This is a genomic window from Burkholderia sp. M6-3, from assembly GCF_050858985.1.
In the GTDB taxonomy this organism is placed as follows: Bacteria; Pseudomonadota; Gammaproteobacteria; order Burkholderiales; family Burkholderiaceae; genus Paraburkholderia; species Paraburkholderia caledonica.
This window is the reverse complement of the sequence record NZ_CP110091.1, coordinates 421,892-443,305: the sequence shown is the minus strand read 5'-3', so window position 1 is coordinate 443,305 and position 21,414 is coordinate 421,892. Positions and strand designations below refer to the sequence as shown.

The following is a 21,414-nucleotide window of genomic DNA, read 5'->3' as shown; positions in this document are numbered from 1 at the left end:
CGCTAAGAGGCGATCAATACGTCACCTGCCACGTCTTGCTCGATTACTTCCAGAGCGGCACGCAATCAACGCGCGGCAAAGTACCCCTTCACGGCCGCGATGAACGTGTCGATGTCCTCACGCGACACGTCTTTGTGCGTAACAAACCTCGACGCGTACAACATCTGCGTGAGAATGCCGCGCTCCTTGAGCCAGGCTTCGAGCGGCGCGCAATGCTGCTGCGGAAACTGCGCGAACACCATGTTGGTTGCAACAGACTGCACTTTCACCTGGTCGATGGCTTCCAGCCCGGCCGCCAGATGCGCGGCGTTCGCGTGGTCGTCGGCGAGACGCTCGACGTTGTGATCCAGCGCATACAGGCAGGCCGCCGCCAGCACGCCCGCCTGGCGCATGCCGCCGCCGAGCACCTTGCGCCAGCGGTGGGCCACGTCGATCAGCGCCCGGCTGCTGACCAGAACCGAGCCGACCGGCGCGCCGAGGCCTTTCGAAAAACAGATCGAAACTGAATCGAACGGCTCGCACAGCGCCGCAACCGGCTTGCCCGACGCGACCGACGCGTTGAAAACGCGCGCGCCGTCCAGGTGCGCCGACAACCCGCGTTCGCGCGCGAGTCCTACCGCTTCGGCGACATAACCCTCCGGCAGCACTTTCCCGCCGATGGTGTTTTCCAGCGCCAGCAGACGCGTGCGCGCAAAGTGGTTGTCGATCGGTTTGATTGCAGCCGCGATCTTGTCGAGCGGAATCGAACCGTCTGCGGCATTTTCAAGCGGTTGCGGCTGGATGCTACCGAGCACCGCCGCACCGCCGCCTTCGTATTTGTACGTGTGGGCCAACTGCCCGACGATGTATTCGTCGCCGCGCGCGCAGTGCGCCATCAACGCCGCGAGGTTGCTTTGCGTGCCGCTCGGGAAGAACAGACCGGCTTCCTTGCCGGTACGCTCGGCAAGCGTCGACTGCAGACGCAGCACGGTCGGGTCGTCGCCCCAGACGTCGTCGCCGACTTCGGCGGCTGACATCGCCGCGAGCATCGCCGGAGTCGGACGGGTTACGGTATCGCTGCGCAAATCGATCATTGTGTGTCCCTGTGCGTCTTTCGTGTGAGAGGCCGTGACGGTCGGCCGGCTTGCCCCGTCCGCGTGCAACGGTCGCAATGGTTGGAACGGCAGCAGCGGCGCCGGCTCGTGAGCCACACAGTGTATTCAATTCACGCGGCGCTCGCATGTCCGCGTGAAAGTCCATTGAAGCGTACCGGGCTCAGTTAGCAGTTCATCCCGCGCGCAGGCCCGGCTCGAGCCAGGCTCAACTGCGCCTACCCGCCTGATTTAGGCAGCCAGGCGAGCGGATCGACCGGCTGGCCGTTCTGACGAACCTCGAACTGGATCGACGCGACGCCGCGGCTGTCCACGCCGACTTCGCTGATGGTCTGGCCTTGCGCAACCGCATCGCCTTCCTTGACGAGCAGCGTGCTGTTCTGGCCGTAAGCGGTGATCAGCGAGTCGTCGTGCTTGATGATGATGAGCGGGCCGTACGCCTCGATGCCCGAACCCGCGTAGACCACACGGCCGGTGGCGGCTGCCTTGACGGGGTCGCCCGGTCGTCCGCCGATCACGATGCCGTTCGACTTGCCTGCGGCGAAGGTCTTGAGGATAGGCCCCCGCAACGGCCATTGCAGCACGCCCTGCTGCGGCGCGGCCGCCGCCGTCGGTGCGGCTGGTGCTGTGGGCGCGGCCGGTGCCGCAGCGACGGGCGGCGCCGCGACGCTGCCGGACGCCATCGGCGGAGCAACGCGCAGCACCTGCCCGGGAGCAATGGCCGCGTTGACCGGCAGACCGTTCCACGTCGCGATGTCCTGCGGCCTATGACCATAAGCCGATGCAACTCCGGCAAGCGTATCGCCGGGATTGACGCGATAGAAACCCGCCGGCACTGGCACCGTGCTGAGCGTGGTGGGTCGGGACTGTGTGTTGCCGTAGAACGGCGTGTTGTCCCACGGCGCGCTCGCGCAGCCGCTGAGTATCACGCCTAGCGCGGCAGTCGCCAGCAAACGGCTCCCCTTCAGTTGCCATGGTCTCATCATGTGATTTGTCCTCGACATTTTTTGGATTCGAGCTTCTGATCGATCGTCTTGATCGATCCCCGTAGCAATTGCCGTACCGCTCGCGGGTCAGCACACGACAACCTCGCACGTTACCGCGCCTGCAAACTTAAACACTGCCCTCGGCTTCCACCACGAGAATGCGCGCCGGGCCGATCGGATGCGCCACGTGCTCGGTGCCCACCGACGCATAGAACACATCGCCCGTTTCCAGAATAGCCGCCTGCTCCACGCCCTCCTGGCGATAGCGCATCTCCACGCGGCCATCGAGCACGGCGAATACTTCTTCGCCGTCGTTCACGTGCCACTTGTAGGGTTGATCCGTCCAATGCAGACGTGTCGTGATGCCGCCCATGTTGGCAATGTCGAGCGCGCCCCACGGGCGCGTGGCGGTGAAGTTCTTGCTGCGAATGATCTTCATGGTCGCTAACGCATTTGGTAGAGAGAGCGCCCTTTGCGCCAGTCGCAATCGGCCATGGACGCAGCCCAGGCCGGGCGCTGCCGGGCAGCTTTTTGAACGCTCATTATAAGTCGCGCGACACGCGCGCCACGTCCAGGGAGCGGGTGCCGGCGCAATGGTGTGATCATTGAAACCTTTGGACGCTCGCCTATACTCAACCTTGCTGCGCCGACGGGGCGTGGACTGAAACGACCGGATCCCGCATGGAGTCGACGATGAACAAAGCCACATTTCTCGCCGTGCAACTCAATGTCGACGACGTGGCGGCGTCGCCTGGACTGGCCGAATTGTTGAACACGCATCTGGTTTTTGCGGCCGATGTGGCCGAGGCCGCCGACGCACTCGTGCAACTCGCGAGTATCGCGGGATTGTCGGGCGGCGTGGAGGCGCGCGTCGAAATCCCCGCGCTGGCCATCGAGCGTCTGCGTGAGGCGCTCGACATTCTGAGCGGCTACGACGAATCGTGGCTGCTTGCGCTCGAGCCGAGCCACGCGTTATTCGCGGACATAGGCCGGCATCGCACCCTGCATTAGAGCTGCGCTCGCGGACGACATCCGCAGGCACGCGCAGCCCCGGCGCAACCGTGGCATCCGCCCACTCGCGCCGCTGAGCCATTGCTTTTCGCTCACCGCCCAATCCGCCAGTTAGCCGGAACGCTTTATTGCCGGCGCCGTCTGGCCCTTCGGGCGAGTCAACTGGAGGAACCGCCGTGAAAAGTCTCCTTAACCGCCGTAGCGTGCTGGCAGGCCCATCGCATGTCGTCAGGGTCGCGCAGGACAATGCCGCCGCGCCCGTCCCGCCCGAGGACGCCGACGACGCGCCGCCCGGAATTGCGTCCGACGCGTCGCCCGCACTTTCGTCCGATGCTCCGTCCGGGTTCGCATCCGACCCGGCGTCGGCGGCGGTGGCGCGCGGCGCCGCTCGTCCGGTGTTGACATTGCGGCCCGTGCAGACCGTGCCGTCGCAGGTGAGCGCGCGTGGCGTGCAGATCGCGAATACGGCCGAAGTCGAATGGCTCGCCGAAGAAGAGGCGCTTATGCCGTTTCGCGTGTTTCGCAGCTTCGCGTATTCGGTGAGCCTTCTGTTTCATGCGAAGGAGGTAACGTACTACGTCGCGCTCTATCAGGACGGCGCGCTCTGGCGTGCGTTGAAAGCCGCCGACCTCGAAGCCGCCGAAGCGGCCTTCCATCATTTCGAAGACCAGGCGACGCGGCTCTCGGACTGTGAAACCCGCCGCGCGCAACTGGAGGCGCAGAACGAACAGCTGGCCCGCCAGATTGCTCGCTCTGAAGCGCAAGCCGAACGGCTACGCAGCGATTTGCAGCGGCGTAGCGCACAAGAGCAGGCGGCGACGAGCCGGCAGCATCAGGTGTGCAAGGAAGTGTCCCAGCTCGAAGCTCAACGCGTGGCCGCGCAGGCGCATCTGAACAAGGCACATCGGCAGATGCAGCAGCTCAATCTGACGAGCAACGAAGCGATTCCACATTTGCCGACTCGTTGAATCGCCTGGTTCCGTTACGAAGGGCACGAAGAAGGCGCGCGGCGCAGCTCGCTTGCCACGCGCCACGCTCCGTCGACGCGGTAAACAGAAAAACGCCGTCAAGGCAAAAACCTTGACGGCGTTTTTCTATCGGCGGCCATCTGTCGGTCAGGTGGCGCCTCCGGTTGGCTTTTACGCGAACGGCTGCCCGATGCGGCGCCGTTCGACTGCCAGATTAGTTGCCGAAATACACCGAGCTACGATCGGTCGTGACCGCACGGCCTGCTTGCGAGCTGCCTGCGATCGGTGCGCCATAACCGCTGTTGGCTACTTGAGCCGCGGCTTGCGCGGTGCCGTTCTGAGCGTCGACACGTGCTTGAGCAGCTTGCAGGTTTGCGGGGTAGTCAACATGGTCGCCGACCGGGTTGTAGCCAGCCTTCTCGAGCTGGACCAGTTCGGCGCGAACTTGGGCGCGCGTGACCGGCTGGTTCGATTGAGCGAACGAAGCGACAGGAGCGGCGAAAACAGCAGCGGCGACGACTACGGCAGAGATAAGAGTCTTCATGATGTATAACCTCCAGAACTTGTTGTGATTCGCTTCGGGCTTTTTGTCCCTAGCGCTTAAATAGAAGTTTAGGAGCCACAACATCTAGGGGAAACCCCTAAAACGACGAAACTCTATTCCGTAAATTGCAATAGTCGGTGTTCCAGTCCTGTGAGTGTCGAAATGACCGACGCTCGCAGCAACAATGCCGGCCAGGCATTTCAATACCCTAGAACGGCGCGCGCCGGGCGCGCGCTGCTAGGGTTACAGCGCTTCAGCTCCAGTTCGCGTGGAAGCTGCCCGGCTTGTCGATCCGCTCGAACGTATGCGCGCCGAAGAAGTCGCGCTGCGCCTGCACGAGGTTTGCGGGCAACCGCTCCGAGCGGTAAGCGTCGAAATATGCAACCGCCGACGCGAACGCCGGGACCGGCACGCCCGCATTGATTGCGGCGACCACCACTTCGCGCAACGCCGACTGGTAGTTGCTCGCAATATCGCGGAAGTACGGGTCCAGCAGCAGGTTCGCGATGGTCTTTTCTTTCGTGTAGGCGTCGGTGATCTTTTGCAGGAAACGCGCGCGGATGATGCAGCCGGCGCGGAAGATCTTGGCAATCGTGCCGAAATCCAGATCCCATTTGTACTCTTCCGAAGCCGCGCGCAACTGCGCGAAACCCTGCGCGTACGAGATCACCTTGCTGAAGTACAGCGCGCGGCGCACCGACTCAATGAACGCTTCGCGCTCAGCTCCGAGCGGTTTCGCGCTCGGCCCGTCGAGCACCTTGCTCGCGGCAACACGCTGGTCTTTCAGCGACGAAAGCACGCGTGCGAACACGGCCTCTGTGATCAGCGGCAGCGGCGCGCCGAGGTCGAGCGCATTCTGGCTCGTCCACTTGCCGGTACCCTTCTGCGCTGCGCGATCCAGGATCACGTCGACCAGATCCTTGCCGGTTTCCTCGTCTTTCTTGCTGAAGATCTTCGAGGTGATTTCGATCAGATAGCTATCGAGTTCGCCCTGATTCCACTCGGTGTAGACCTTGCCGAGTTCCTCGTTCGACAGGCCGACGACCTGCTTCAGGACCGCATAGCTTTCGGCGATGAGTTGCATGTCGCCGTATTCGATGCCGTTATGCACCATCTTCACAAAATGGCCTGCGCCGTCCGGGCCCATGTAGGCGACGCACGGCTCGCCGTCCGGCGCCTTTGCAGCGATCTCGGTGAGGATCGGCGCAACCAGGTCGTATGCGTCACGTTGCCCGCCGGGCATGATCGACGGACCTTTCAGCGCGCCTTCCTCGCCGCCCGACACGCCGGTGCCGATAAAGTGCAGGCCGGCCTTCGCCAGTTCCTGATTGCGGCGGATCGTGTCGGTGAAATGCGTGTTGCCGCCGTCGATCAGAATGTCGCCCTTTTCCAGCAGCGGCTTGAGCGATGCGATGGTCGCGTCGGTCGGCTCCCCGGCCTTGACCATGAGCAGAATGCGGCGCGGTTTTTCCAACGACTCCACGAACTCTTCGAGAGTGAATGCCGGCACCAGCTTCCTGTCCGGATATTCGGCGATGAGTTCGTCGGTCTTTTCGCGGCTACGGTTGTAGACCGACACCGCGTGGCCGCGGCTTTCGATGTTGAGCGCCAGATTGCGGCCCATGACCGCCAGCCCCACCACGCCGATTGCCTGTTTGCCCATGTGAATTCTCCAGTGTCCAAAAGTGTCGTGACGCCGCGCCGGAAAGAACGTCGGCCGGACGTCGAGGGTGAAAGCATAAAAGAAATGCCGGTTTGCCGCTCGTTATCGGGCATGCAACACGGCTTTGCGCCCGTTCCGCGCGTTCAATGCGCCTGTGCTTCGCGCTTTCGGAACACGAGGCTGAAATTGTTGGCCGGCATCGCGACCGGCTCGTCGCACGTGAATCTCTCCGATGCCGCGAGCGCCACGACCGCTTCCATGTCGCGCACGCCCCACGCCGGATTGCGGCTTTGCAATTGCCGGTCGAATGCCTCGTTGCTCGGCGCTGTGTGCTCGCCGCCGCGTTTGTAAGGGCCGTACAGATACAGTACACCGCCGCCAGCGAGATGGCGGCTTGCGCCCGCGAACAGCGCTTGCGCCGCGCTCCACGGCGCAATGTGAATCATGTTGATGCAGACCACCGCATCGAGCACGCCCACGCCCCAGTCTGCCTGATGCACGTCGAGCGCAAGCGGCGCGCGCACGTTTGGCGGCGCGCCGTGCGCGATCCATGCGGCGATCGACTCGCGCGCTTGTGCATCGGCGTCGGTCGGTTGCCAGTCCAGTCCGGGCATCGCGCCGGCAAAGTACATTGCGTGTTGACCCGTGCCGCTCGCAATTTCGAGTACGCGGCCCGTGGCCGGTAACGCCATGCGCAAGACCGAGAGGATCGGTTCGCGATTGCGCTCGGCGGAGGGCGAATGTTGCCGCATCGACGGAATAGGTTCGGTCATGTGGATGTAGTGTGGATTGTTTGCGTTGGAGAAGGCTGCATGGCTTGCATTCGCTTGTATTAGTACCGAGCCGCAGTTCAATCTACCGCGAGACGGCCGGCTAAAGCGGTCAGCGTATCGGCGCATGGCGCCGCAATTTTCAGCGACAACAGCGGATCGGCGCGCGTGCGCCCGAGATTGATCGCGGCGACTGGTTTGCGCTGCTTCTGCGCCCACACGCAGAAGCGATAGCCGGAGTAGACCATCAGCGACGAGCCGACCACCAGCACGGCGTCCGCGGCGTCGAGCGCATGCGAAGCCGCCTCGACACGCTCGCGCGGCACACTTTCACCGAAAAACACCACCGCCGGCTTCAGCAAGCCGCCGCAATTCGTGCACGCCGGAACGCGAAACGCTTCGAGCGCGTGCCATTCGAGATGCGCATCGCCGTCGGCGGCAGTTTCGGCGGTCACGCTCAGCAGCGCGGGATTTTCCGCCTCGAGCGTCTGCTGGATCGACGCACGCGAATGCTGCGTGCCGCAATCGAGACAAACGACACCGTCTATGCCGCCGTGCAATTCGATCACATCGCGGCTGCCCGCACGCTGATGCAAACCGTCGACGTTCTGTGTGACGAGCGTCGGCACATGGCCGGCCGCCTGGAGGCGCGCAAGCGCGACATGTGCGGCGTTGGGCTGCGCCTGTGCAACGACCGGCCAGCCGACCATGCTGCGCGCCCAGTAACGCCTGCGCATTGCGTCCGTACCGAGAAATTCCTGCAGCGTGATGGGCGGCGAGCGCTTCCACTCACCGTTGTCGTCGCGATAGCCAGGAATGCCGGAGTCCGTGCTGATGCCCGCGCCCGTCAGCACGAAGAGACGCGGGTAGCGCTGCACGAAGTCGTGCAGATCGTCGAGGGTGTGCGATTCGTTGAAGGGTTCGAGTGGCGCGGAAAAAAGGTCGGTCATGACGGGATCACTGATGACTGCGGCGGGGCAAGAAGCGCGCGACGGTGCTTCACCGGCGCTTGCGCACGCCGCGCTTCGCCGTCGGGATTGCACCTGCCGCACGTTGCGCCTGCCGCGCTTCCCATTCGGCCAGCGCGACCCGGTAGCGCTCCAGCGCGTCGTCATAAAGATCGAACACGCACGGACTACAGCCGCTATGGCAACAATCCTCGAGGTCGGGCTGCACCGGTGGCGCGGGTCTTGGATCGTCCACGGTGCTGGCTTGGGGCACGGCTGATGACTTCACGTGAACACGCTCGGAACGCACGCAATGCGAGGCAGCGAAGGCAAAGAAGGAAAGCGCTCAGTATATGTTGATCTCCCGCGCCGCGCTTGGCGCGGGTGGCCGTCAACCGCGCCCGACAAACGGCATCTTGCTCGCCATGATGGTCATGAACTGGATGTTTGCCGACAGCGGCAATTGCGCCATGTGCAGCACGGCGTCCGCGACATGCTGCACGTCCATCAACGGCTCGACCGCGATTTCGCCGTTCGCCTGCGGCACGCCGCGCGCCATACGCTCGGCCATTTCCGTGGCCGCGTTGCCGATATCGATCTGCCCGCACACGATGTCGTATTTCCGGCCGTCGAGCGACACGGCTTTCGTGAGGCCCGTGATCGCGTGCTTGGTCGCTGTGTAGGCAATGCTGTTTGGCCTCGGCGCGTGCGCCGAAATCGAGCCGTTATTAATGATGCGCCCGCCACGCGGATTCTGCGTTTTCATCAGACCGAATGCAGCGCGCGTGCAGAGGAACACACCAGTGAGGTTGGTGTCGACCACCGAACGCCATTCGTTTATATCGAGTTCGTCTATGTCGACCGGCGTGCCGCTGCGCCCGGCGTTGTTGAACAGCAAGTCGAGCCGGCCATAACGCTCGCGGACCGTGTTGAACAGCGCGTCGACGCTGTCCGCGTCCGTCACGTCGCAAGACACCGCGAACGCTTCTCCGCCCACGGCGTGCGCCTGCTCGACTACGGCGTCGAGCGCCGCCTGACGACGGCCCGCAAGCACCACGCTATATCCATGCTCCGCGAGACGCACCGCGCATGCACGGCCGATGCCGCTGCCCGCACCCGTTACCAAAGCCACCTTTCTGATTCCCGTCACCGTCACCGCTCGTCTCCCTGTTCCATGAATGAAGGGCCGCCCCGCACCATCGTTCCTGCACGATTGTTCGGCACCTTTTCGAACCATACCGCAGCGGACGGTCGATCACAAATGCCGCTTGGGAGAGCTTCCATCATGCAGTCGGCGCGCTTTCATTGCGGTTCCTGTCCGCAAGCGTGCCGGTCCGCGCATCAATGGTATCGTTCGACGTTGCGCGCGGTGCCCTGCTTGCCCGCGCAATTACCGGAAGCACGCTTTATGAACCAACTCTCCACGCCGAACGACGCTGGAGCGCCACCGCTGCGCCGGTGGCCTCAGACCGGCTATCCCGCGATGCTCACCGCCACCGCCGCATGGCACGTCTTCGTGCTCGTCGCATGGCTGCTGGCGCCCCGCGCATGGCCGTGGTGGCTCGCCGCGATCTTCGCGAATCACGCTGTATTTACCGTGGCCGGACTGCTGCCGCGCACCTCGCTGCTGGGTCCGAACTGGACGCGCCTGCCCGCTGGCGCGCGCAACGCGGATGCAATCGCATTGACTATCGACGACGGTCCAGATCCCGTCGTCACGCCGCAAGTACTCGACCTGCTCGATGCGCTGCACGTGCGCGCCACGTTCTTCTGCATAGGAGAAAAGGCGCGGCGTTATCCCCAACTCGCACGCGAGATCGTCGCGCGCGGTCATGCGCTCGAAAACCATTCGCAGGTTCACGTGCACACGTTTTCCGTGACGTTTCCGGGTGCTCTTCTACGCGAGATAGATGCCGCGCAACGCACGCTCGAAGAACTCAGCGGCGAGCGGCCCATGTTCTTTCGCGCGCCGGCGGGCCTGCGCAATATTTTTCTGGAGCCGGTGCTGCGCAAGCTAGATTTGCGGTTAGCGGCGTGGACTCGGCGCGGCTACGACACACGCGAGCGCGATCCACAAGTCGTCACGCGAAGGCTGCTCGACGGTCTGGCGCCGCGCGACATACTACTGCTGCACGACGGCAATGCCGCGCTGACCGCCGACGGAAAGCCGCTGATTCTCGCCGTGCTGCCACGTGTCATCGAGGCGGCTCGAAAAAGAAACTTGCGCTTCGTGACGCTGCGCGAGGCGAGGGTCGACGCTTTACAGCGTTGATTCAAGTGGTGTGCTCAACCCGTCACATGCGAAAATCCGCCGCCATGTCTTCGTCCGAGCGCGCCTCGATAACACCGCTGCGGCATGCCTTGACGAAGACATCGTAGTCGCGCTCCACCTGATCGGCGTAGCTCGCCGCGTAAACTGCCAGCGCCTCGGCGAACTGATCGCCGCGCCCGATATACGCGCTCACTTCGACCGCCTGGTTGCCCGCTTTTGCATGGGCGCGCGCCATTGCCCAGCCGCATAGCCTCGCGTAACCGTCCAGTAGATCGCTGTCGAACAACTCGATGCTCGCGGACAGCTTCATGTCACGCAATTGACGGAAGTAGTAGTGGCGGCCGAGCGAACTCGTCGCCCAGCCTAAAAATATGTCGCTCGAGGCCTGCAACATGCGCTGCCCCTGTACCACGCGCTCGCCCTGATGCTTGACTGGTGGCGACTTGTAATAGCGGGCGATCACCGACGGCCTCGCTTCCTTGATCTGTACGAAAAGCGGCTTGCCCGTTGGGTCGACGAGCAGCACGGCCATGCAGCGCGTCCCCACGCTACCCACGCCCACCACCCTGAATACGACGTCCTGCAGGCTGAACTGACCAAGCAGTTCGCGCCGGTCATGCGACATCGTCTTCATGTACTCGCTCCACATGCCGTCGAGTATCTTGTGTCCGTGCGAGCCTTTCAGTTCATCGGTCTCTTCGGCGGTGAAGAGCGTGTTCGAGCCGAGCACGTGAAAAAGCGCAGGCGGCGAATCGCGAATCACCCAGCGCTCGCCGTCATGCTCGGCCATCTTTTCGAACAGACTTTCGTGCGTGCGGCTCGCGGCCTTCTCCATCCCGCGGCGCACCGCGCGGCGGCGCTCCGGCGACAGCGCGGTCTCCGCCATGCGGTCGAAGGTAATGCGCTCATACCAGAGTTCCAGCGCGCCGCATTGTGCGTATTGCGCCATGCGATTGCGATATTCGCTTATGGCGGTCATCATCAGATTCTCCGCTGTGCCGCGGCTCAGGCGCATGTGACGCGCGGCCAGCACGAGGCTTGCGGCAAGGCGTTTGAGATCCCATTCGAATGGACCCACCGACACTTCGTCGAAATCTTTCAGGTCGAAAACCAGCTGGCGCTCGGGCGTCGCGAAGCCGCCGAAGTTCATCAGATGCCCGTCCCCGCAGATCGGCATGGTCAGGCCGCTGTCGTGAACCTGGCTGAGATCGTGAGCTTGCAGGTTCGCGGTGCCGCGAAAGAACGTGAACGGCGACACGGCCATGCGTCCGTAGCGCAGCGGCACGAGGTTCTGCACCCGGCCTTCGCTGCTTTGCTTAATAAACTCGATCGGATCGCGGTCTAATGCGCCCACCGTTTTATGACTCGACCGCTTCGATTTTTCGCGGGCGGCACGTCCGCGGGCCTCGCGCTCCGCAATGGTGCTGGCTTTCATAGTCATCTCCGTTCGTCTTGAGAGTTCACCGTCGAGGAGCCCTGACGCGGGTCGCTCTGCATGCTAGCAGAGCAACCGGTAAAAAGGTGCGGGCGCTTTTACCGATGCCGAATGAATGCGCGAGCGAGCCTCGCAATATTTGAATTGCGGTTGCTTCGCGCTCTTCAGCAATCACCCTTTCGAGCCGTTTACCAGTACATGCGGAAATTCTGTGACGCACGCAAATGCCCTTGATCAAGGGCTCATTCTCACAACGTGCGGCGCGCAAGATTATGGAGAATATATGTTTGTTGCGATTGGCTGGCTGTTGGTGATCGGCTCCGTCCTTGGGAGCTTTCTTGGCGTGGGCGGCCATTTACCGGCGCTCCTTCAACCGTTCGAATTGCTGTGCATTTTCGGCGCGGCAATTGGTGCGTTCGTAGTGAGCAATCCGACTTCGACATTGAAGAAAACCCTCAAGGCGATTCCTAAATGTTTCAAGGGCGGCGGCTACACCAAGGAAAAATATCTGGAACTGATCGCGCTGCTTTATGAGCTGCTTCAGAAGGCCCGCAAGGAAGGCATGATGTCGCTCGAGGCCGACGTCTTTGCGCCGGAAGAAAGCGTCATTTTCCAAAAGTATCCGCACGTTCTCGCCGACCATCATCTGCTGGATTTTATCGTCGACTATTTGCGCATGATGTCGGGCGGCAACGTCAACGTACTCGAAGTACAGGACCTGATGGATGAAGAATTGGCCACGCATCACGCGGAAGCGTCGGTGGCGGCCAATGCAATCCAGAAGATGGCCGACGGCCTTCCTGCTTTCGGCATCGTTGCCGCCGTGATGGGCGTGGTTCACACCATGGGTTCGGTCGGTGCGCCGCCCGCCGTGCTCGGCGAGATGATCGCGGGTGCACTGGTCGGCACGTTCCTCGGCATTCTTCTCGCGTATGGCTTTATCGGTCCGCTCGCCGATCTGCTGAACGCCAAGGGCCGTGCCGAAGCGAAGCCGTTCCAATGCGTGAAGGCGGTGCTGCTCGCCTCGCTGTCGGGCTATGCACCGCCCATCGCGGTGGAGTTTGGCCGCAAGGTGCTGTTCACCGCCGACCGCCCGAGCTTTCAGGAACTCGACGACGCCGTGCGCGCGACCAAATCGCCGAAGCCGGCCACCGAGGGAGCCGCGTCATGACGCAAAGAAGGTCACGCGGCTCCCAGGACGAGGGGCCGCCGCCGATCATCGTGCGCCGCTCGAAAAAGGGCGACGACCACGGTGGGCATCATGGCGGCGCGTGGAAGATCGCGTATGCCGACTTCGTCACTGCGATGATGGCGTTCTTCCTGCTGATGTGGCTGCTCGGTTCGACGTCGAAGTTCGACAAGCAAGGCATCGAGGACTACTTCAACACGCCGTTATCGAGCCTGTTCGGCGGCAACGAAGGAACGGCAGCCGCACGGCCGAACATCGTGCAAGGCGGCGGCCGCGACATCTCCGACACGCGCCCCGGCGACGGCAAGAAAACCCAGATCGAACCGGCCATACCTGTGAACGTGGTGCCGACGGTCGCGCCCGCTGACACGGCCCGTTTGCAGCAACTGAAAGAGAAGCTGGTCTCGTTGATCGAACAGAGTCCTGCGTTGAAGGCCTTCAAGGACCAGATCCGCATTTCGATCACGAACGAAGGACTGCGCATCGAGATCGTCGATTCGCAGAACCGCCCGATGTTCGCATCGGGCAGTCCGAAACTGCAGAGCTACGCGGTCGCCATACTCACGCAGATCGGCGCCGCGCTCAACGACGTCGAGAACCGCATCTCAATCGCGGGGCACACCGACGCCGTGGCGTACACCGGCGGACCGGTCGGCTATTCGAACTGGGAGCTTTCTTCCGAGCGCGCGAATGCCGCGCGGCGCGCGCTGGTGGCCGGCGGTATGCACGTCGAAAAGCTGCTGCAAGTGCGCGGTCTTGCTGATGTACTGCCGCTCAACAGCAATGTCGTCGACGAACCGACCAATCGGCGCATCAGCATTCTCGTAATGAACAAGGCCGCGGAGCAAGCGTTCTTCCACGACGGCGGACGTACGTCGATCGATGAAAACGTACCTGCCAGCTCCGCTATCCCGGCTGTCGCGGCGCGCATGCATCCGGCTCCGGGCGCGACGATAGTTCGCTAGCGCTACCGCGCGAATCGATGCGTCATTACCAGTCGCAAGATACGTGCTTCAGCTACGTGTCTTGCGACGCGACGCGCCCATGTCCAGCTCGACCCATGTCGGCGCATGGTCGCTCGCATGCGGCTCGCCGCGCACCCAGCGGTCCACGCCCGCGTCGCGCAAGCGCGGCGCGAGGTCCGGGCTCAGCAGAATATGGTCGATGCGCAAGCCGGAATTCGTGTCCCAGTGCCGGCGGAAATAATCCCAGAACGTGTAGACCCGCTCCTCGCCGAAATGCGTGCGCAGCGAGTCCGTCCATCCCTGCGCGACGAGACGCCGGTAGCGCTCGCGGCTTTCCGGCTGCAACAGCGCGTCTTTCAGCCATGAGCGCGGGTTGTAGATGTCTTCGTCGGTAGGCACGACGTTGAAGTCGCCGGCCAGCACGACCGGATGTCCGCTCTTGAGCAGCTTCGCCGCATGGTCGATCAGATGGTCGAACCACTTGAGCTTGTACTCGAACTTGGGACCGGGCTGCGGATTGCCGTTGGGCAGATAGAGGCAGCACACCAGCACGCCGTCGACGGCCGCTTCCAGATAGCGGCTATGCGTGTCCTCTTCGAAGCCCGGCAGGCCGCGGCGGCTTTCGAGCGGCGGCTCGCCCTTCGACAGAATCGCCACGCCGTTCCACGCACTCTGGCCATGCCAGATGGCGTGGTAGCCCGCGTCGCGCAATGCGTCGGCGGGAAACGCGCTATCGGCGGCCTTCAGTTCCTGCAAGCAGACAATGTCCGGCGCTTCGCGCTCCAGCCATTGCAGCAACGCGGCCTGGCGAGAACGGATTCCGTTGATGTTGAATGTCGCAATGCGCAGCCTCGCCACGACGGTTCCTCCTGCAACGCAAGTTATTTCGACGCCGTTCCCGACACGGCGTCGGCGGCCTCATCGCACCATTCGATTGCCCACGACCGCGCGCAGGCGATCGCATCGGCTTCGTTCGAAAAAGCGTCGATGTCACCGGAGTCGTGCGACCGGAAATGCTCGTTTTTCTGCGGTATGCGAGTGATTTTCGCCCGCGCGTAGTAGACGCCTTCGTCGGCGTGGCGTGCGCGGCAATCGATGTGGAAATGCTTGTAGTCGAACTGCATCGGCTGTCCTCTGAACGCGCTTGATTCCGAATACAGGTAGCATCGTTCATACCCGGCCTGGCATTGAACGTAGCAGCCACACGCGCGATCAGACACCGCGCGTGTGGTCCGCTATCGACACTCAGCCACAATCAGTTCGGCACGTTCACCGCCCCTTTCGACACCGTGATGGCATTGCCGCCCGGGTTGGCCGCAATCGCCGGCACGTTGGCGACGGTCAACGCGGGCGCAGCGCCCGGTGAGCCGCCGCGCGGCACCGTATGAACCACTTGCGACGGCGGCAGCGGCGTGCCGCTCTTCAGATGACTCCACATCAGATTGAGCGCCTGAATGTTGTAGTAATGCAGCGGCACGAAGCGGTTGTCGAAGCCCGCCACGCCGAGGAACGCGTCGAAGTGCTGGCCGTTCGTGATTTCATAGAACGACAGCTTGCTTGCGCCGCCTTCGAGCAGCTGGTTCGTTCCAACATAGGGCCGCGACGCGTGATTGATCGGCACCAGGGCATCGGCCCGGCCTTGCACGATGATGGTGGGCTTGCCATGCAGATTCGCATTCACCTTGATCGCTTCAACGCTCGTTGTCAGCCCGCCGTTGGTCCACAGCGTACGCAGGCAGGCTGCGCCCGCATAGCTCGCATCGGCGGTTGCGAGCCGGTGGTCGAATGCGCCCGCCGTGCCCGCGTTATAGACGAGGTTGATACCGTTGGTGGGCGGCACACCATTGCCGTTGCCGAACACAGTGAGCATCGGCGACACAGCCGGCGTGACGCCCGCCGCGCCCGTCGAACTCGTCGTGCCGAAGCTGAAGTTGCACAGGTTCGCGCTCACGCTCGCTCTCGCATAAGCGTTCGCGTAAGTCACGGCGACGGCGGGCACCGCCTGCGAATCCCACATCGGCGCATGCAGCACGTCGGAGTCGGTCTCGTAGCCGTTCTGATGCAACAGCGCGAGCGCATTGGTTGCCTGGGTGACGGTGTCCGCCCCCGCGATCACACCGTTAGCCGCAAGCGCCGAACATCGCGCAGTGCGAATCGCGGTGGTCGTGGCAAGCGGCAGCGCCGTCAGATACGGCGCGCCGGCTGCGGCAGGCGCGAGCGCCGCGCAAGGCTCCAGCAGATTCGCGAGCGTCATGTAATCCGCGAGCGGCTTGCCGAATGCGCCGACAGGCACACCGCCCTGAGTCACCGACACTTGCGAGGGCACGCGCACGTTGATCTGCGGCTCGCCGACTACCACTGCGGTAATGAGCCCGGAGGTATCCTGCTCGGCGGCTGCGAGCGACGCGCCGCCGCCGTTGCTCACCGATGCCGCAATCGTCGTGATGCTGCCCGGGTTATAGCGTACCGTGCGCGTCGAGCCGTTCAACGTTCCATACGAATCGTTGAGTGCCCAATACGCGAACTTGATCGCTTGCAATGTGTTCTTGCCCCAGTCCTGCTCCGGGTTCTGCTGCGAGTGCGCGTGCTTGAAAGCGTACCGGTTAGGGAACTGGCTGTTGTAGGTGGCGGCATCCGTGTTGCCCAGGTTGGCCGTGAAGAGGCTCGCGTTGCCCGCGGCATTCGCGTCCTGCAAGGTGCCGTCGATCAGCGTCACGCGATTCGTCGACAGTTCGTGCGCGCCGTTGCCCGAGCCTTTGTCCGTGTAGGCGACCGCGCAGCCGTGCTTGAGACCCCACTCGCCGGCCGCGGAGATCGCACCATACACTCCACGAGAACCCGATGACGTTGCCGTGACGATGCACGGTTGATCCGCATTGAAGCTCGCCGGAATTTGGACGAGCACGCTGACATTCTGCTTACCGCTGCCGTCGTCTGCGAAAGCGAGGTACTCCTTGCCCGCTATCTTGCCTTCGCCCAACGTGTCGTTGCCGTTCACATCGATATTGGGACCCCAGAAGCGCCCATACCCGCCGTTGCTCGTCATATCGACGAGCGCGCGATAGTTCGACCAGATCGCGAGTCGGCGCAGCTCCGCGGCGGTCGGTTGCGCGGCGTTGGCAATCGCGGGAGCAGTGGCTGAAGCGAGGCCAGTTTTACCGAGTCCGGCCGTGAGCAGGTCGTCACTATTGCCGTCATATGACTGTGTCTTGACGGTGCCCGCGATGAAGCTGGGCAGGACGTTGGCTTGCGGCTGCGGCGTGATGTCGTCGTTTCCGCCGTGGCAGGCGCTCACACCGATAGCGGCAACGATTGCAAGGGGAAGCGCGTGCCCGACTCCAATGGGTGTTCTCATGTGTGCTGTCTCCGTTATTTTCACAATACCGTTTTGCGTCAGCGTTGTTCACGCAACTGCGCCGGATTTGTTACCCTCGGTTGTTGGACGCGAAGCTTCGGATACCGACGCATCGTCAGCCTGCATTGACCTTTCAGCGGAGTCAATAGAACGTTATGACTACAGATAACGAATGTCATGATCCGGGTGACGAAGCCGCCGCCTTGCACCAACCTTCGCGTCGCCGTTTTCTACAATCGGCTGCAGCAGCCGCGACTGTCGGTGCGGCACCGCACCTTCGCGCACAAGCGCAAACATCTGTGGCCGCGCCCGCGCAGACGCCTGCTCCCGTGCCGCCACGCCCCGTCGAATTGAACGTCAACGGCCGCCCCTATACGTTGCAGCTCGAACCGCGCGTGACCTTGCTCGATGCATTGCGCGAGTACGCAGGTCTGATGGGCACGAAGAAAGGCTGTGACCGCGGACAATGCGGCGCATGCACGGTGATCGCCAACGGACGCCGAATCAATTCATGTCTAACGCTCGCCGTCATGCATGAAGGCGAGACCATCACCACGGTCGAAGGGCTCGCGAGCAATGGTGCATTGAGCCCGCTGCAACGCGCGTTCATCGAGCACGATGCGTTTCAGTGCGGCTACTGCACGCCGGGGCAGCTGTGCTCGGCCACCGCCCTGCTCCAGGAATTTCGCAGCGGCACCGCGAGCGTCGTGACCGCCGATGTGCGCCAACGTCCCGCCAAACTTTCCGACGATGAGATTCGCGAACGCATGAGCGGCAACATTTGCCGCTGCGGCGCCTATGCAAATATCGTGGCCGCGATACGCGCGGCGCATGAAGGCAGCGGTCAGAATGCGGGCACGGCTGGCGCCGACCATCGTGACCAGCACGACAACCACGATAACCGCGGCAACGCCTAACGGAGCGACGGCATGGATGCGATTACCTACGAACGCGCCGCCGATGTCGCCGGCGCAGTGCGCGCCGTGCAGCAACCGGGCGCGGTGTTCATCGGCGGCGGCACGAATCTGCTCGATCTGATGAAGGGAGGTGTCGAGCGGCCGGTGCGGCTCATCGACATCACGCATATCGGCGGACTCGACGGCGTGGCGACGCTGCCCGACGGCGGCATTCGCATCGGCGCACTCGTGCGCAATAGCGACGCCGCGAACCACGCGTTGGTGCGCGAACAGTATCCGTTGTTATCGCAAGCATTCTTGTCGGGTGCGTCGTCGCAATTGCGCAATATGGCGACGGTCGGCGGGAATCTGCTTCAGCGTACCCGCTGCGCATACTTCTACGACACCGCTTTCTCCCAGTGCAACAAGCGCGTAATGGGCAGCGGCTGCGCGGCGCTCGAAGGGCGTAACCGCATGCACGCGATTCTCGGCGCGAGCCCGCAGTGCGTCGCGGTCAACCCGTCGGACATGAGCGTGGCGCTCGCCGCGCTCGATGCGGTGGTCCGCGTGAGTGGTCCGGCCGGGGAGCGAAGCATTCCGTTCGCCGAATTTCATCGGCTTCCGGGCGACAGACCCGATGTCGACACCACGCTGCGTCCCGGCGAGCTGATTACCGCGGTGGATCTGCCGCCACCGCTTTTCAGCGCGCATTCGCACTACCTGAAAGTGCGTGACCGCGCCAGTTACGCATTCGCCCTGGTCTCGGTGGCCGCTGCCTTGCAGATGGACGGCGAGCGCGTGCAGAGCGCGCGCATTGCATTGGGCGGCGTCGCGCACAAACCGTGGCGCGCGAGCGCAGCGGAACAGATGCTGAACGGACAGCCGCTGACTCAAGCCGCGCTCACCAACGCCGCTGCCGCCGCATTGCGCGATGCCCGGCCGCTCGCCGACAACCGCTTCAAGGTGCAGCTCGCGCAACGCGCGATCGTACGTGCAGTGAATCAGGCCGCCGGCCGCGCAGGAGGTGTCGCATGACGCTGATCGGTCAACCGTTCGACCGCACCGACGGTCTACTCAAAGTAACCGGCGAAGCACGCTATGCCGCGGAATTTCCGGAAGCGCGCCTCGCTCATGCGGTGCTCGTGACGAGCACGATTGCACGCGGCACGATTGCGTCGATCGATGCAAGCCGCGCGCAGGCCGTGCCCGGCGTGCTGCTCGTCATGACGCATCAGAACGCGCCACGTCTGCCGAGCGGCGGCAAGGCGCAATTGGCCCCGCCTGCGGGTCGTCGACTGTCGCTCCTGCAGGACAACCAGGTGCATTACAACAACGAGCCGGTGGCGGTAGTCGTCGCCGATACGCTCGAACATGCGACCGATGCCGCGCGCCGGTTGCGCATCACGTATCAGAGCACGCCGGCCACGCTCGACTTCGCACAGGCGAAGGCAAATGCACATGCCCCGGACAAACCGCAAGGGCGTCAAACGGACACGCAGCGTGGCAGCTTCGAAGACGGCATGCAGAACAGCGCGGTGCATATCGACGAAACGTACACGACGCCCATCGAGCATCACAATCCGATGGAGCCGCACGCGACCATGGCGCGTTGGGACGGCCCGCAGCTTACGCTCTACGATTCGACCCAGGGCGTGAGCGGCGAAGCGCAGGCGGTGGCCAGAACGCTCGGCATTTCACCTGGCGACGTTCGAGTGATCTCGCCGTTCGTCGGCGGCGGATTTGGTTGCAAGGGCTCGTCCTGGTCGCATGTGTCGTTGTGCGCAATGGCCGCGAAACAGACCGGGCGTCCGGTGCGGCTCGTGCTCGAGCGGCCGCAGATGTTCGGTCCGGTCGGCGCACGTCCGCGCACCGAACAGCGCCTTGTGCTGGCCGCGCGGCGCGACGGCACGCTGAGCGCCATGCGTCACGACAGCATTTCGGACACGTCCGTGATCGAAGACTGGACCGAGACGTGCTGCATGGTCACGCGTATGTTGTATGCGGTGCCGAACCAGGTGACCACGCACCGGCTGGTGCCGCTCAACGTCGGCACGCCGACGTTCATGCGCGCGCCGGGCGAGACGACCGGCTCGTTTGCGCTGGAATCGGCAATGGACGAACTGGCGGCGGCGCTCAAAATGGACCCGCTCGCGTTGCGCCTGAAGAACTACGCGGAAGCCGATCCGCAGGAAAACAAGCCCTGGTCGGGCAAGTCGTTACGCGAGTGCTATCAGATCGGCGCGGAGAAATTCGGCTGGTCGCGGCGCAGCCCCGCACCGCGTTCCATGCGTGACGGCAATACGCTGATCGGCATGGGCATGGCGACCGCCACCTACCCAGCTAATCGCAGTGAAGCAAGCGCCATTGCGCGGATTTTGCCCGACGGCACTGCGATGGTGGCCTCTGGCACGCAGGACATCGGCACCGGTACGTACACGGTGATGACCCAGGTCGCCGCCGATGCGCTTGGCTTCGCGCCGGAAAACATCCACTTTGCGCTCGGCGATTCGTCGCTACCGAAGGCACCGGTGTCGGGCGGCTCGCAATCGGCGGCGAGCGTTTCGCCGGCCGTGCGCGACGCCGCGACCGAGGCGCGCGCACGCCTCATCGCGCTGGCATTGGCGGACCCTGCGTCGCCCGTGCACGGCATGGCGCTCGACGACATCACCGTGGAGAACGGCTGGGTAACGAGCCGCTCGCAACCGTCGAAGCGCGATCCGGCGGCAGCGATCGTCGCGCGCTCCGGCGGCAAACCGATCGAGGCGACGTCCACCGTCAAGCCGGGCGGCGAGAAGCAGAAGTACTCGTTTCACTCGTTCGGCGCGGTGTTCGTCGAAGTGCATGTGGACGCGGACCTCGGCACGATTCGCGTGCCGCGCGTGGTCGGCGTGTACGACGTGGGGCGCGTGCTCAATGAGAAAACCGCACGCAGCCAGATGCTCGGCGGCATTGTATGGGGCGTGGGTGCAGCGTTGCAGGAGGAAACCTCGCTGGATACGCGATATGGGCGTTTCACGAACGCAAATCTCGCCGAGTACCACGTGCCAGTGAATGCCGACATCGGCGCACTCGATATTACGTTTATCGACCGGCCGGACCCGTATATCAATTCCCTTGGGGTGCGGGGCATCGGCGAGATCGGCATTACGGGCGTGTGCGCCGCGCTTGCCAACGCGGTGTACCACGCAACCGGTGTGCGCGTGCGCGATCTTCCGATAACGCTCGACAAGGTGATGACGACCAGGCAGGCCTGAGCGCCCTGCGCGGGCCGCTTGCCTCGCGGTGCGTTGCGCCGCACAATCGGTGGCATCTTACTCAACGG

General features: G+C 63.5%; 21 protein-coding genes. 8 read left to right on the top strand and 13 right to left on the bottom strand.

What is annotated here, in order from left to right:
* Positions 1-65: 65 nt before the first annotated feature.
* The 3 genes from ltaE to OH764_RS19285 form a co-directional block, all read right to left on the bottom strand.
* Positions 66-1,073, bottom strand: a complete 1,008-nt coding sequence (gene ltaE / locus OH764_RS19295) for a low-specificity L-threonine aldolase family protein (protein WP_498850369.1) — start codon at positions 1,071-1,073, stop codon at positions 66-68.
* A gap of 236 nt (positions 1,074-1,309) precedes the next feature.
* The gene (locus tag OH764_RS19290; protein ID WP_498850368.1) at positions 1,310-2,077 is read right to left on the bottom strand and encodes a peptidoglycan DD-metalloendopeptidase family protein; all 768 of its coding nucleotides are present in this window, start codon (positions 2,075-2,077) and stop codon (positions 1,310-1,312) included.
* Between the two features lie 127 nt (positions 2,078-2,204).
* The gene (locus tag OH764_RS19285) at positions 2,205-2,516 is read right to left on the bottom strand and encodes a cupin domain-containing protein (protein ID WP_498850367.1); all 312 of its coding nucleotides are present in this window, start codon (positions 2,514-2,516) and stop codon (positions 2,205-2,207) included.
* A gap of 254 nt (positions 2,517-2,770) precedes the next feature.
* Between OH764_RS19285 and OH764_RS19280 the strand changes: the two genes are divergently transcribed.
* Together OH764_RS19280 and OH764_RS19275 are read left to right on the top strand one after the other, a co-directional pair.
* Positions 2,771-3,088: a hypothetical protein gene (locus OH764_RS19280; RefSeq protein WP_020068086.1), complete on the top strand. Its 318-nt coding sequence runs from the start codon at positions 2,771-2,773 to the stop codon at positions 3,086-3,088.
* A gap of 176 nt (positions 3,089-3,264) precedes the next feature.
* Positions 3,265-4,056: a DUF2968 domain-containing protein gene (locus tag OH764_RS19275; protein WP_498850366.1), complete on the top strand. Its 792-nt coding sequence runs from the start codon at positions 3,265-3,267 to the stop codon at positions 4,054-4,056.
* Between the two features lie 214 nt (positions 4,057-4,270).
* On the opposite strand, the gene OH764_RS19270 is transcribed toward OH764_RS19275, so the two are convergent.
* From OH764_RS19270 to OH764_RS19245, 6 genes are all read right to left on the bottom strand, one after another.
* Entirely contained in the window at positions 4,271-4,600 is a 330-nt protein-coding gene (locus tag OH764_RS19270; protein ID WP_498850365.1) for a DUF4148 domain-containing protein, read from the bottom strand.
* 253 nt (positions 4,601-4,853) lie between these two features.
* A complete protein-coding gene (gnd, locus tag OH764_RS19265) occupies positions 4,854-6,263 on the bottom strand; it encodes an NADP-dependent phosphogluconate dehydrogenase (protein ID WP_087753972.1) in 1,410 nt (469 codons plus the stop codon).
* 143 nt (positions 6,264-6,406) lie between these two features.
* A complete protein-coding gene (locus tag OH764_RS19260; protein ID WP_498850364.1) occupies positions 6,407-7,036 on the bottom strand; it encodes a class I SAM-dependent methyltransferase in 630 nt (209 codons plus the stop codon).
* A 77-nt stretch (positions 7,037-7,113) separates the two neighbouring features.
* Positions 7,114-7,983, bottom strand: coding sequence for an NAD-dependent protein deacetylase (locus OH764_RS19255; protein ID WP_087753974.1), 870 nt, complete (start codon positions 7,981-7,983; stop codon positions 7,114-7,116).
* Between the two features lie 49 nt (positions 7,984-8,032).
* Complete coding sequence (locus tag OH764_RS19250) at positions 8,033-8,269, bottom strand: oxidoreductase-like domain-containing protein (protein WP_498850363.1); 237 nt, start codon at positions 8,267-8,269, stop codon at positions 8,033-8,035.
* Positions 8,270-8,371: 102 nt separating this feature from the next.
* Entirely contained in the window at positions 8,372-9,136 is a 765-nt protein-coding gene (locus OH764_RS19245; RefSeq protein WP_498850362.1) for an SDR family oxidoreductase, read from the bottom strand.
* 252 nt (positions 9,137-9,388) lie between these two features.
* On the opposite strand from OH764_RS19245, the gene OH764_RS19240 reads away from it, so the two are divergent.
* Complete coding sequence (locus OH764_RS19240) at positions 9,389-10,252, top strand: polysaccharide deacetylase family protein (RefSeq protein WP_498850361.1); 864 nt, start codon at positions 9,389-9,391, stop codon at positions 10,250-10,252.
* 22 nt (positions 10,253-10,274) lie between these two features.
* Here the strand turns inward: OH764_RS19240 and OH764_RS19235 are convergent, their stop codons facing one another.
* Entirely contained in the window at positions 10,275-11,687 is a 1,413-nt protein-coding gene (locus OH764_RS19235; protein ID WP_498850360.1) for a DUF2252 domain-containing protein, read from the bottom strand.
* A gap of 283 nt (positions 11,688-11,970) precedes the next feature.
* Between OH764_RS19235 and motA the strand changes: the two genes are divergently transcribed.
* A complete protein-coding gene (gene motA, locus OH764_RS19230) occupies positions 11,971-12,858 on the top strand; it encodes a flagellar motor stator protein MotA (RefSeq protein ID WP_020068077.1) in 888 nt (295 codons plus the stop codon).
* Entirely contained in the window at positions 12,855-13,841 is a 987-nt protein-coding gene (gene motB / locus OH764_RS19225) for a flagellar motor protein MotB (protein ID WP_498850359.1), read from the top strand. Before motA ends, motB begins: the two co-directional genes overlap by 4 nt.
* 48 nt (positions 13,842-13,889) lie before the next feature.
* Here motB and OH764_RS19220 read toward each other — a convergent pair whose 3' ends face one another.
* From OH764_RS19220 to OH764_RS19210, 3 genes are all read right to left on the bottom strand, one after another.
* Complete coding sequence (locus OH764_RS19220) at positions 13,890-14,699, bottom strand: exodeoxyribonuclease III (RefSeq protein WP_498850358.1); 810 nt, start codon at positions 14,697-14,699, stop codon at positions 13,890-13,892.
* A gap of 23 nt (positions 14,700-14,722) precedes the next feature.
* The gene (locus tag OH764_RS19215; protein ID WP_408163449.1) at positions 14,723-14,965 is read right to left on the bottom strand and encodes a hypothetical protein; all 243 of its coding nucleotides are present in this window, start codon (positions 14,963-14,965) and stop codon (positions 14,723-14,725) included.
* Positions 14,966-15,096: 131 nt separating this feature from the next.
* The gene (locus OH764_RS19210; protein WP_498850357.1) at positions 15,097-17,196 is read right to left on the bottom strand and encodes a D-(-)-3-hydroxybutyrate oligomer hydrolase; all 2,100 of its coding nucleotides are present in this window, start codon (positions 17,194-17,196) and stop codon (positions 15,097-15,099) included.
* 155 nt (positions 17,197-17,351) lie between these two features.
* Here OH764_RS19210 and OH764_RS19205 point away from each other — a divergent pair, with 155 nt between their 5' ends.
* From OH764_RS19205 to OH764_RS19195, 3 genes are read left to right on the top strand one after another with little or no spacing between them, the layout of a single operon-like run.
* Positions 17,352-18,113, top strand: a complete 762-nt coding sequence (locus tag OH764_RS19205) for a CoxS/CutS family dehydrogenase iron-sulfur subunit (RefSeq protein ID WP_498850356.1) — start codon at positions 17,352-17,354, stop codon at positions 18,111-18,113.
* A gap of 12 nt (positions 18,114-18,125) precedes the next feature.
* A complete protein-coding gene (locus tag OH764_RS19200; RefSeq protein WP_498850355.1) occupies positions 18,126-19,127 on the top strand; it encodes an FAD binding domain-containing protein in 1,002 nt (333 codons plus the stop codon).
* Entirely contained in the window at positions 19,124-21,346 is a 2,223-nt protein-coding gene (locus OH764_RS19195; protein WP_498850354.1) for a xanthine dehydrogenase family protein molybdopterin-binding subunit, read from the top strand. Before OH764_RS19200 ends, OH764_RS19195 begins: the two co-directional genes overlap by 4 nt.
* The last annotated feature ends 68 nt before the right edge of the window (positions 21,347-21,414 follow it).

Bases quoted from the DNA above. Each gene is read 5' to 3' on its own strand.
- ltaE (WP_498850369.1), bottom strand. From the start codon at position 1,073: ATGATCGATTTGCGCAGCGATACCGTAACCCGTCCGACTCCGGCGATG.
- OH764_RS19290 (WP_498850368.1), bottom strand. From the start codon at position 2,077: ATGATGAGACCATGGCAACTGAAGGGGAGCCGTTTGCTGGCGACTGCC.
- OH764_RS19285 (WP_498850367.1), bottom strand. From the start codon at position 2,516: ATGAAGATCATTCGCAGCAAGAACTTCACCGCCACGCGCCCGTGGGGC.
- OH764_RS19280 (WP_020068086.1), top strand. From the start codon at position 2,771: ATGAACAAAGCCACATTTCTCGCCGTGCAACTCAATGTCGACGACGTG.
- OH764_RS19270 (WP_498850365.1), bottom strand. From the start codon at position 4,600: ATGAAGACTCTTATCTCTGCCGTAGTCGTCGCCGCTGCTGTTTTCGCC.
- gnd (WP_087753972.1), bottom strand. From the start codon at position 6,263: ATGGGCAAACAGGCAATCGGCGTGGTGGGGCTGGCGGTCATGGGCCGC.
- OH764_RS19260 (WP_498850364.1), bottom strand. From the start codon at position 7,036: ATGACCGAACCTATTCCGTCGATGCGGCAACATTCGCCCTCCGCCGAG.
- OH764_RS19255 (WP_087753974.1), bottom strand. From the start codon at position 7,983: ATGACCGACCTTTTTTCCGCGCCACTCGAACCCTTCAACGAATCGCAC.
- OH764_RS19240 (WP_498850361.1), top strand. From the start codon at position 9,389: ATGAACCAACTCTCCACGCCGAACGACGCTGGAGCGCCACCGCTGCGC.
- OH764_RS19235 (WP_498850360.1), bottom strand. From the start codon at position 11,687: ATGAAAGCCAGCACCATTGCGGAGCGCGAGGCCCGCGGACGTGCCGCC.
- motA (WP_020068077.1), top strand. From the start codon at position 11,971: ATGTTTGTTGCGATTGGCTGGCTGTTGGTGATCGGCTCCGTCCTTGGG.
- motB (WP_498850359.1), top strand. From the start codon at position 12,855: ATGACGCAAAGAAGGTCACGCGGCTCCCAGGACGAGGGGCCGCCGCCG.
- OH764_RS19215 (WP_408163449.1), bottom strand. From the start codon at position 14,965: ATGCAGTTCGACTACAAGCATTTCCACATCGATTGCCGCGCACGCCAC.
- OH764_RS19210 (WP_498850357.1), bottom strand. From the start codon at position 17,196: ATGAGAACACCCATTGGAGTCGGGCACGCGCTTCCCCTTGCAATCGTT.
- OH764_RS19205 (WP_498850356.1), top strand. From the start codon at position 17,352: ATGACTACAGATAACGAATGTCATGATCCGGGTGACGAAGCCGCCGCC.
- OH764_RS19200 (WP_498850355.1), top strand. From the start codon at position 18,126: ATGGATGCGATTACCTACGAACGCGCCGCCGATGTCGCCGGCGCAGTG.
- OH764_RS19195 (WP_498850354.1), top strand. From the start codon at position 19,124: ATGACGCTGATCGGTCAACCGTTCGACCGCACCGACGGTCTACTCAAA.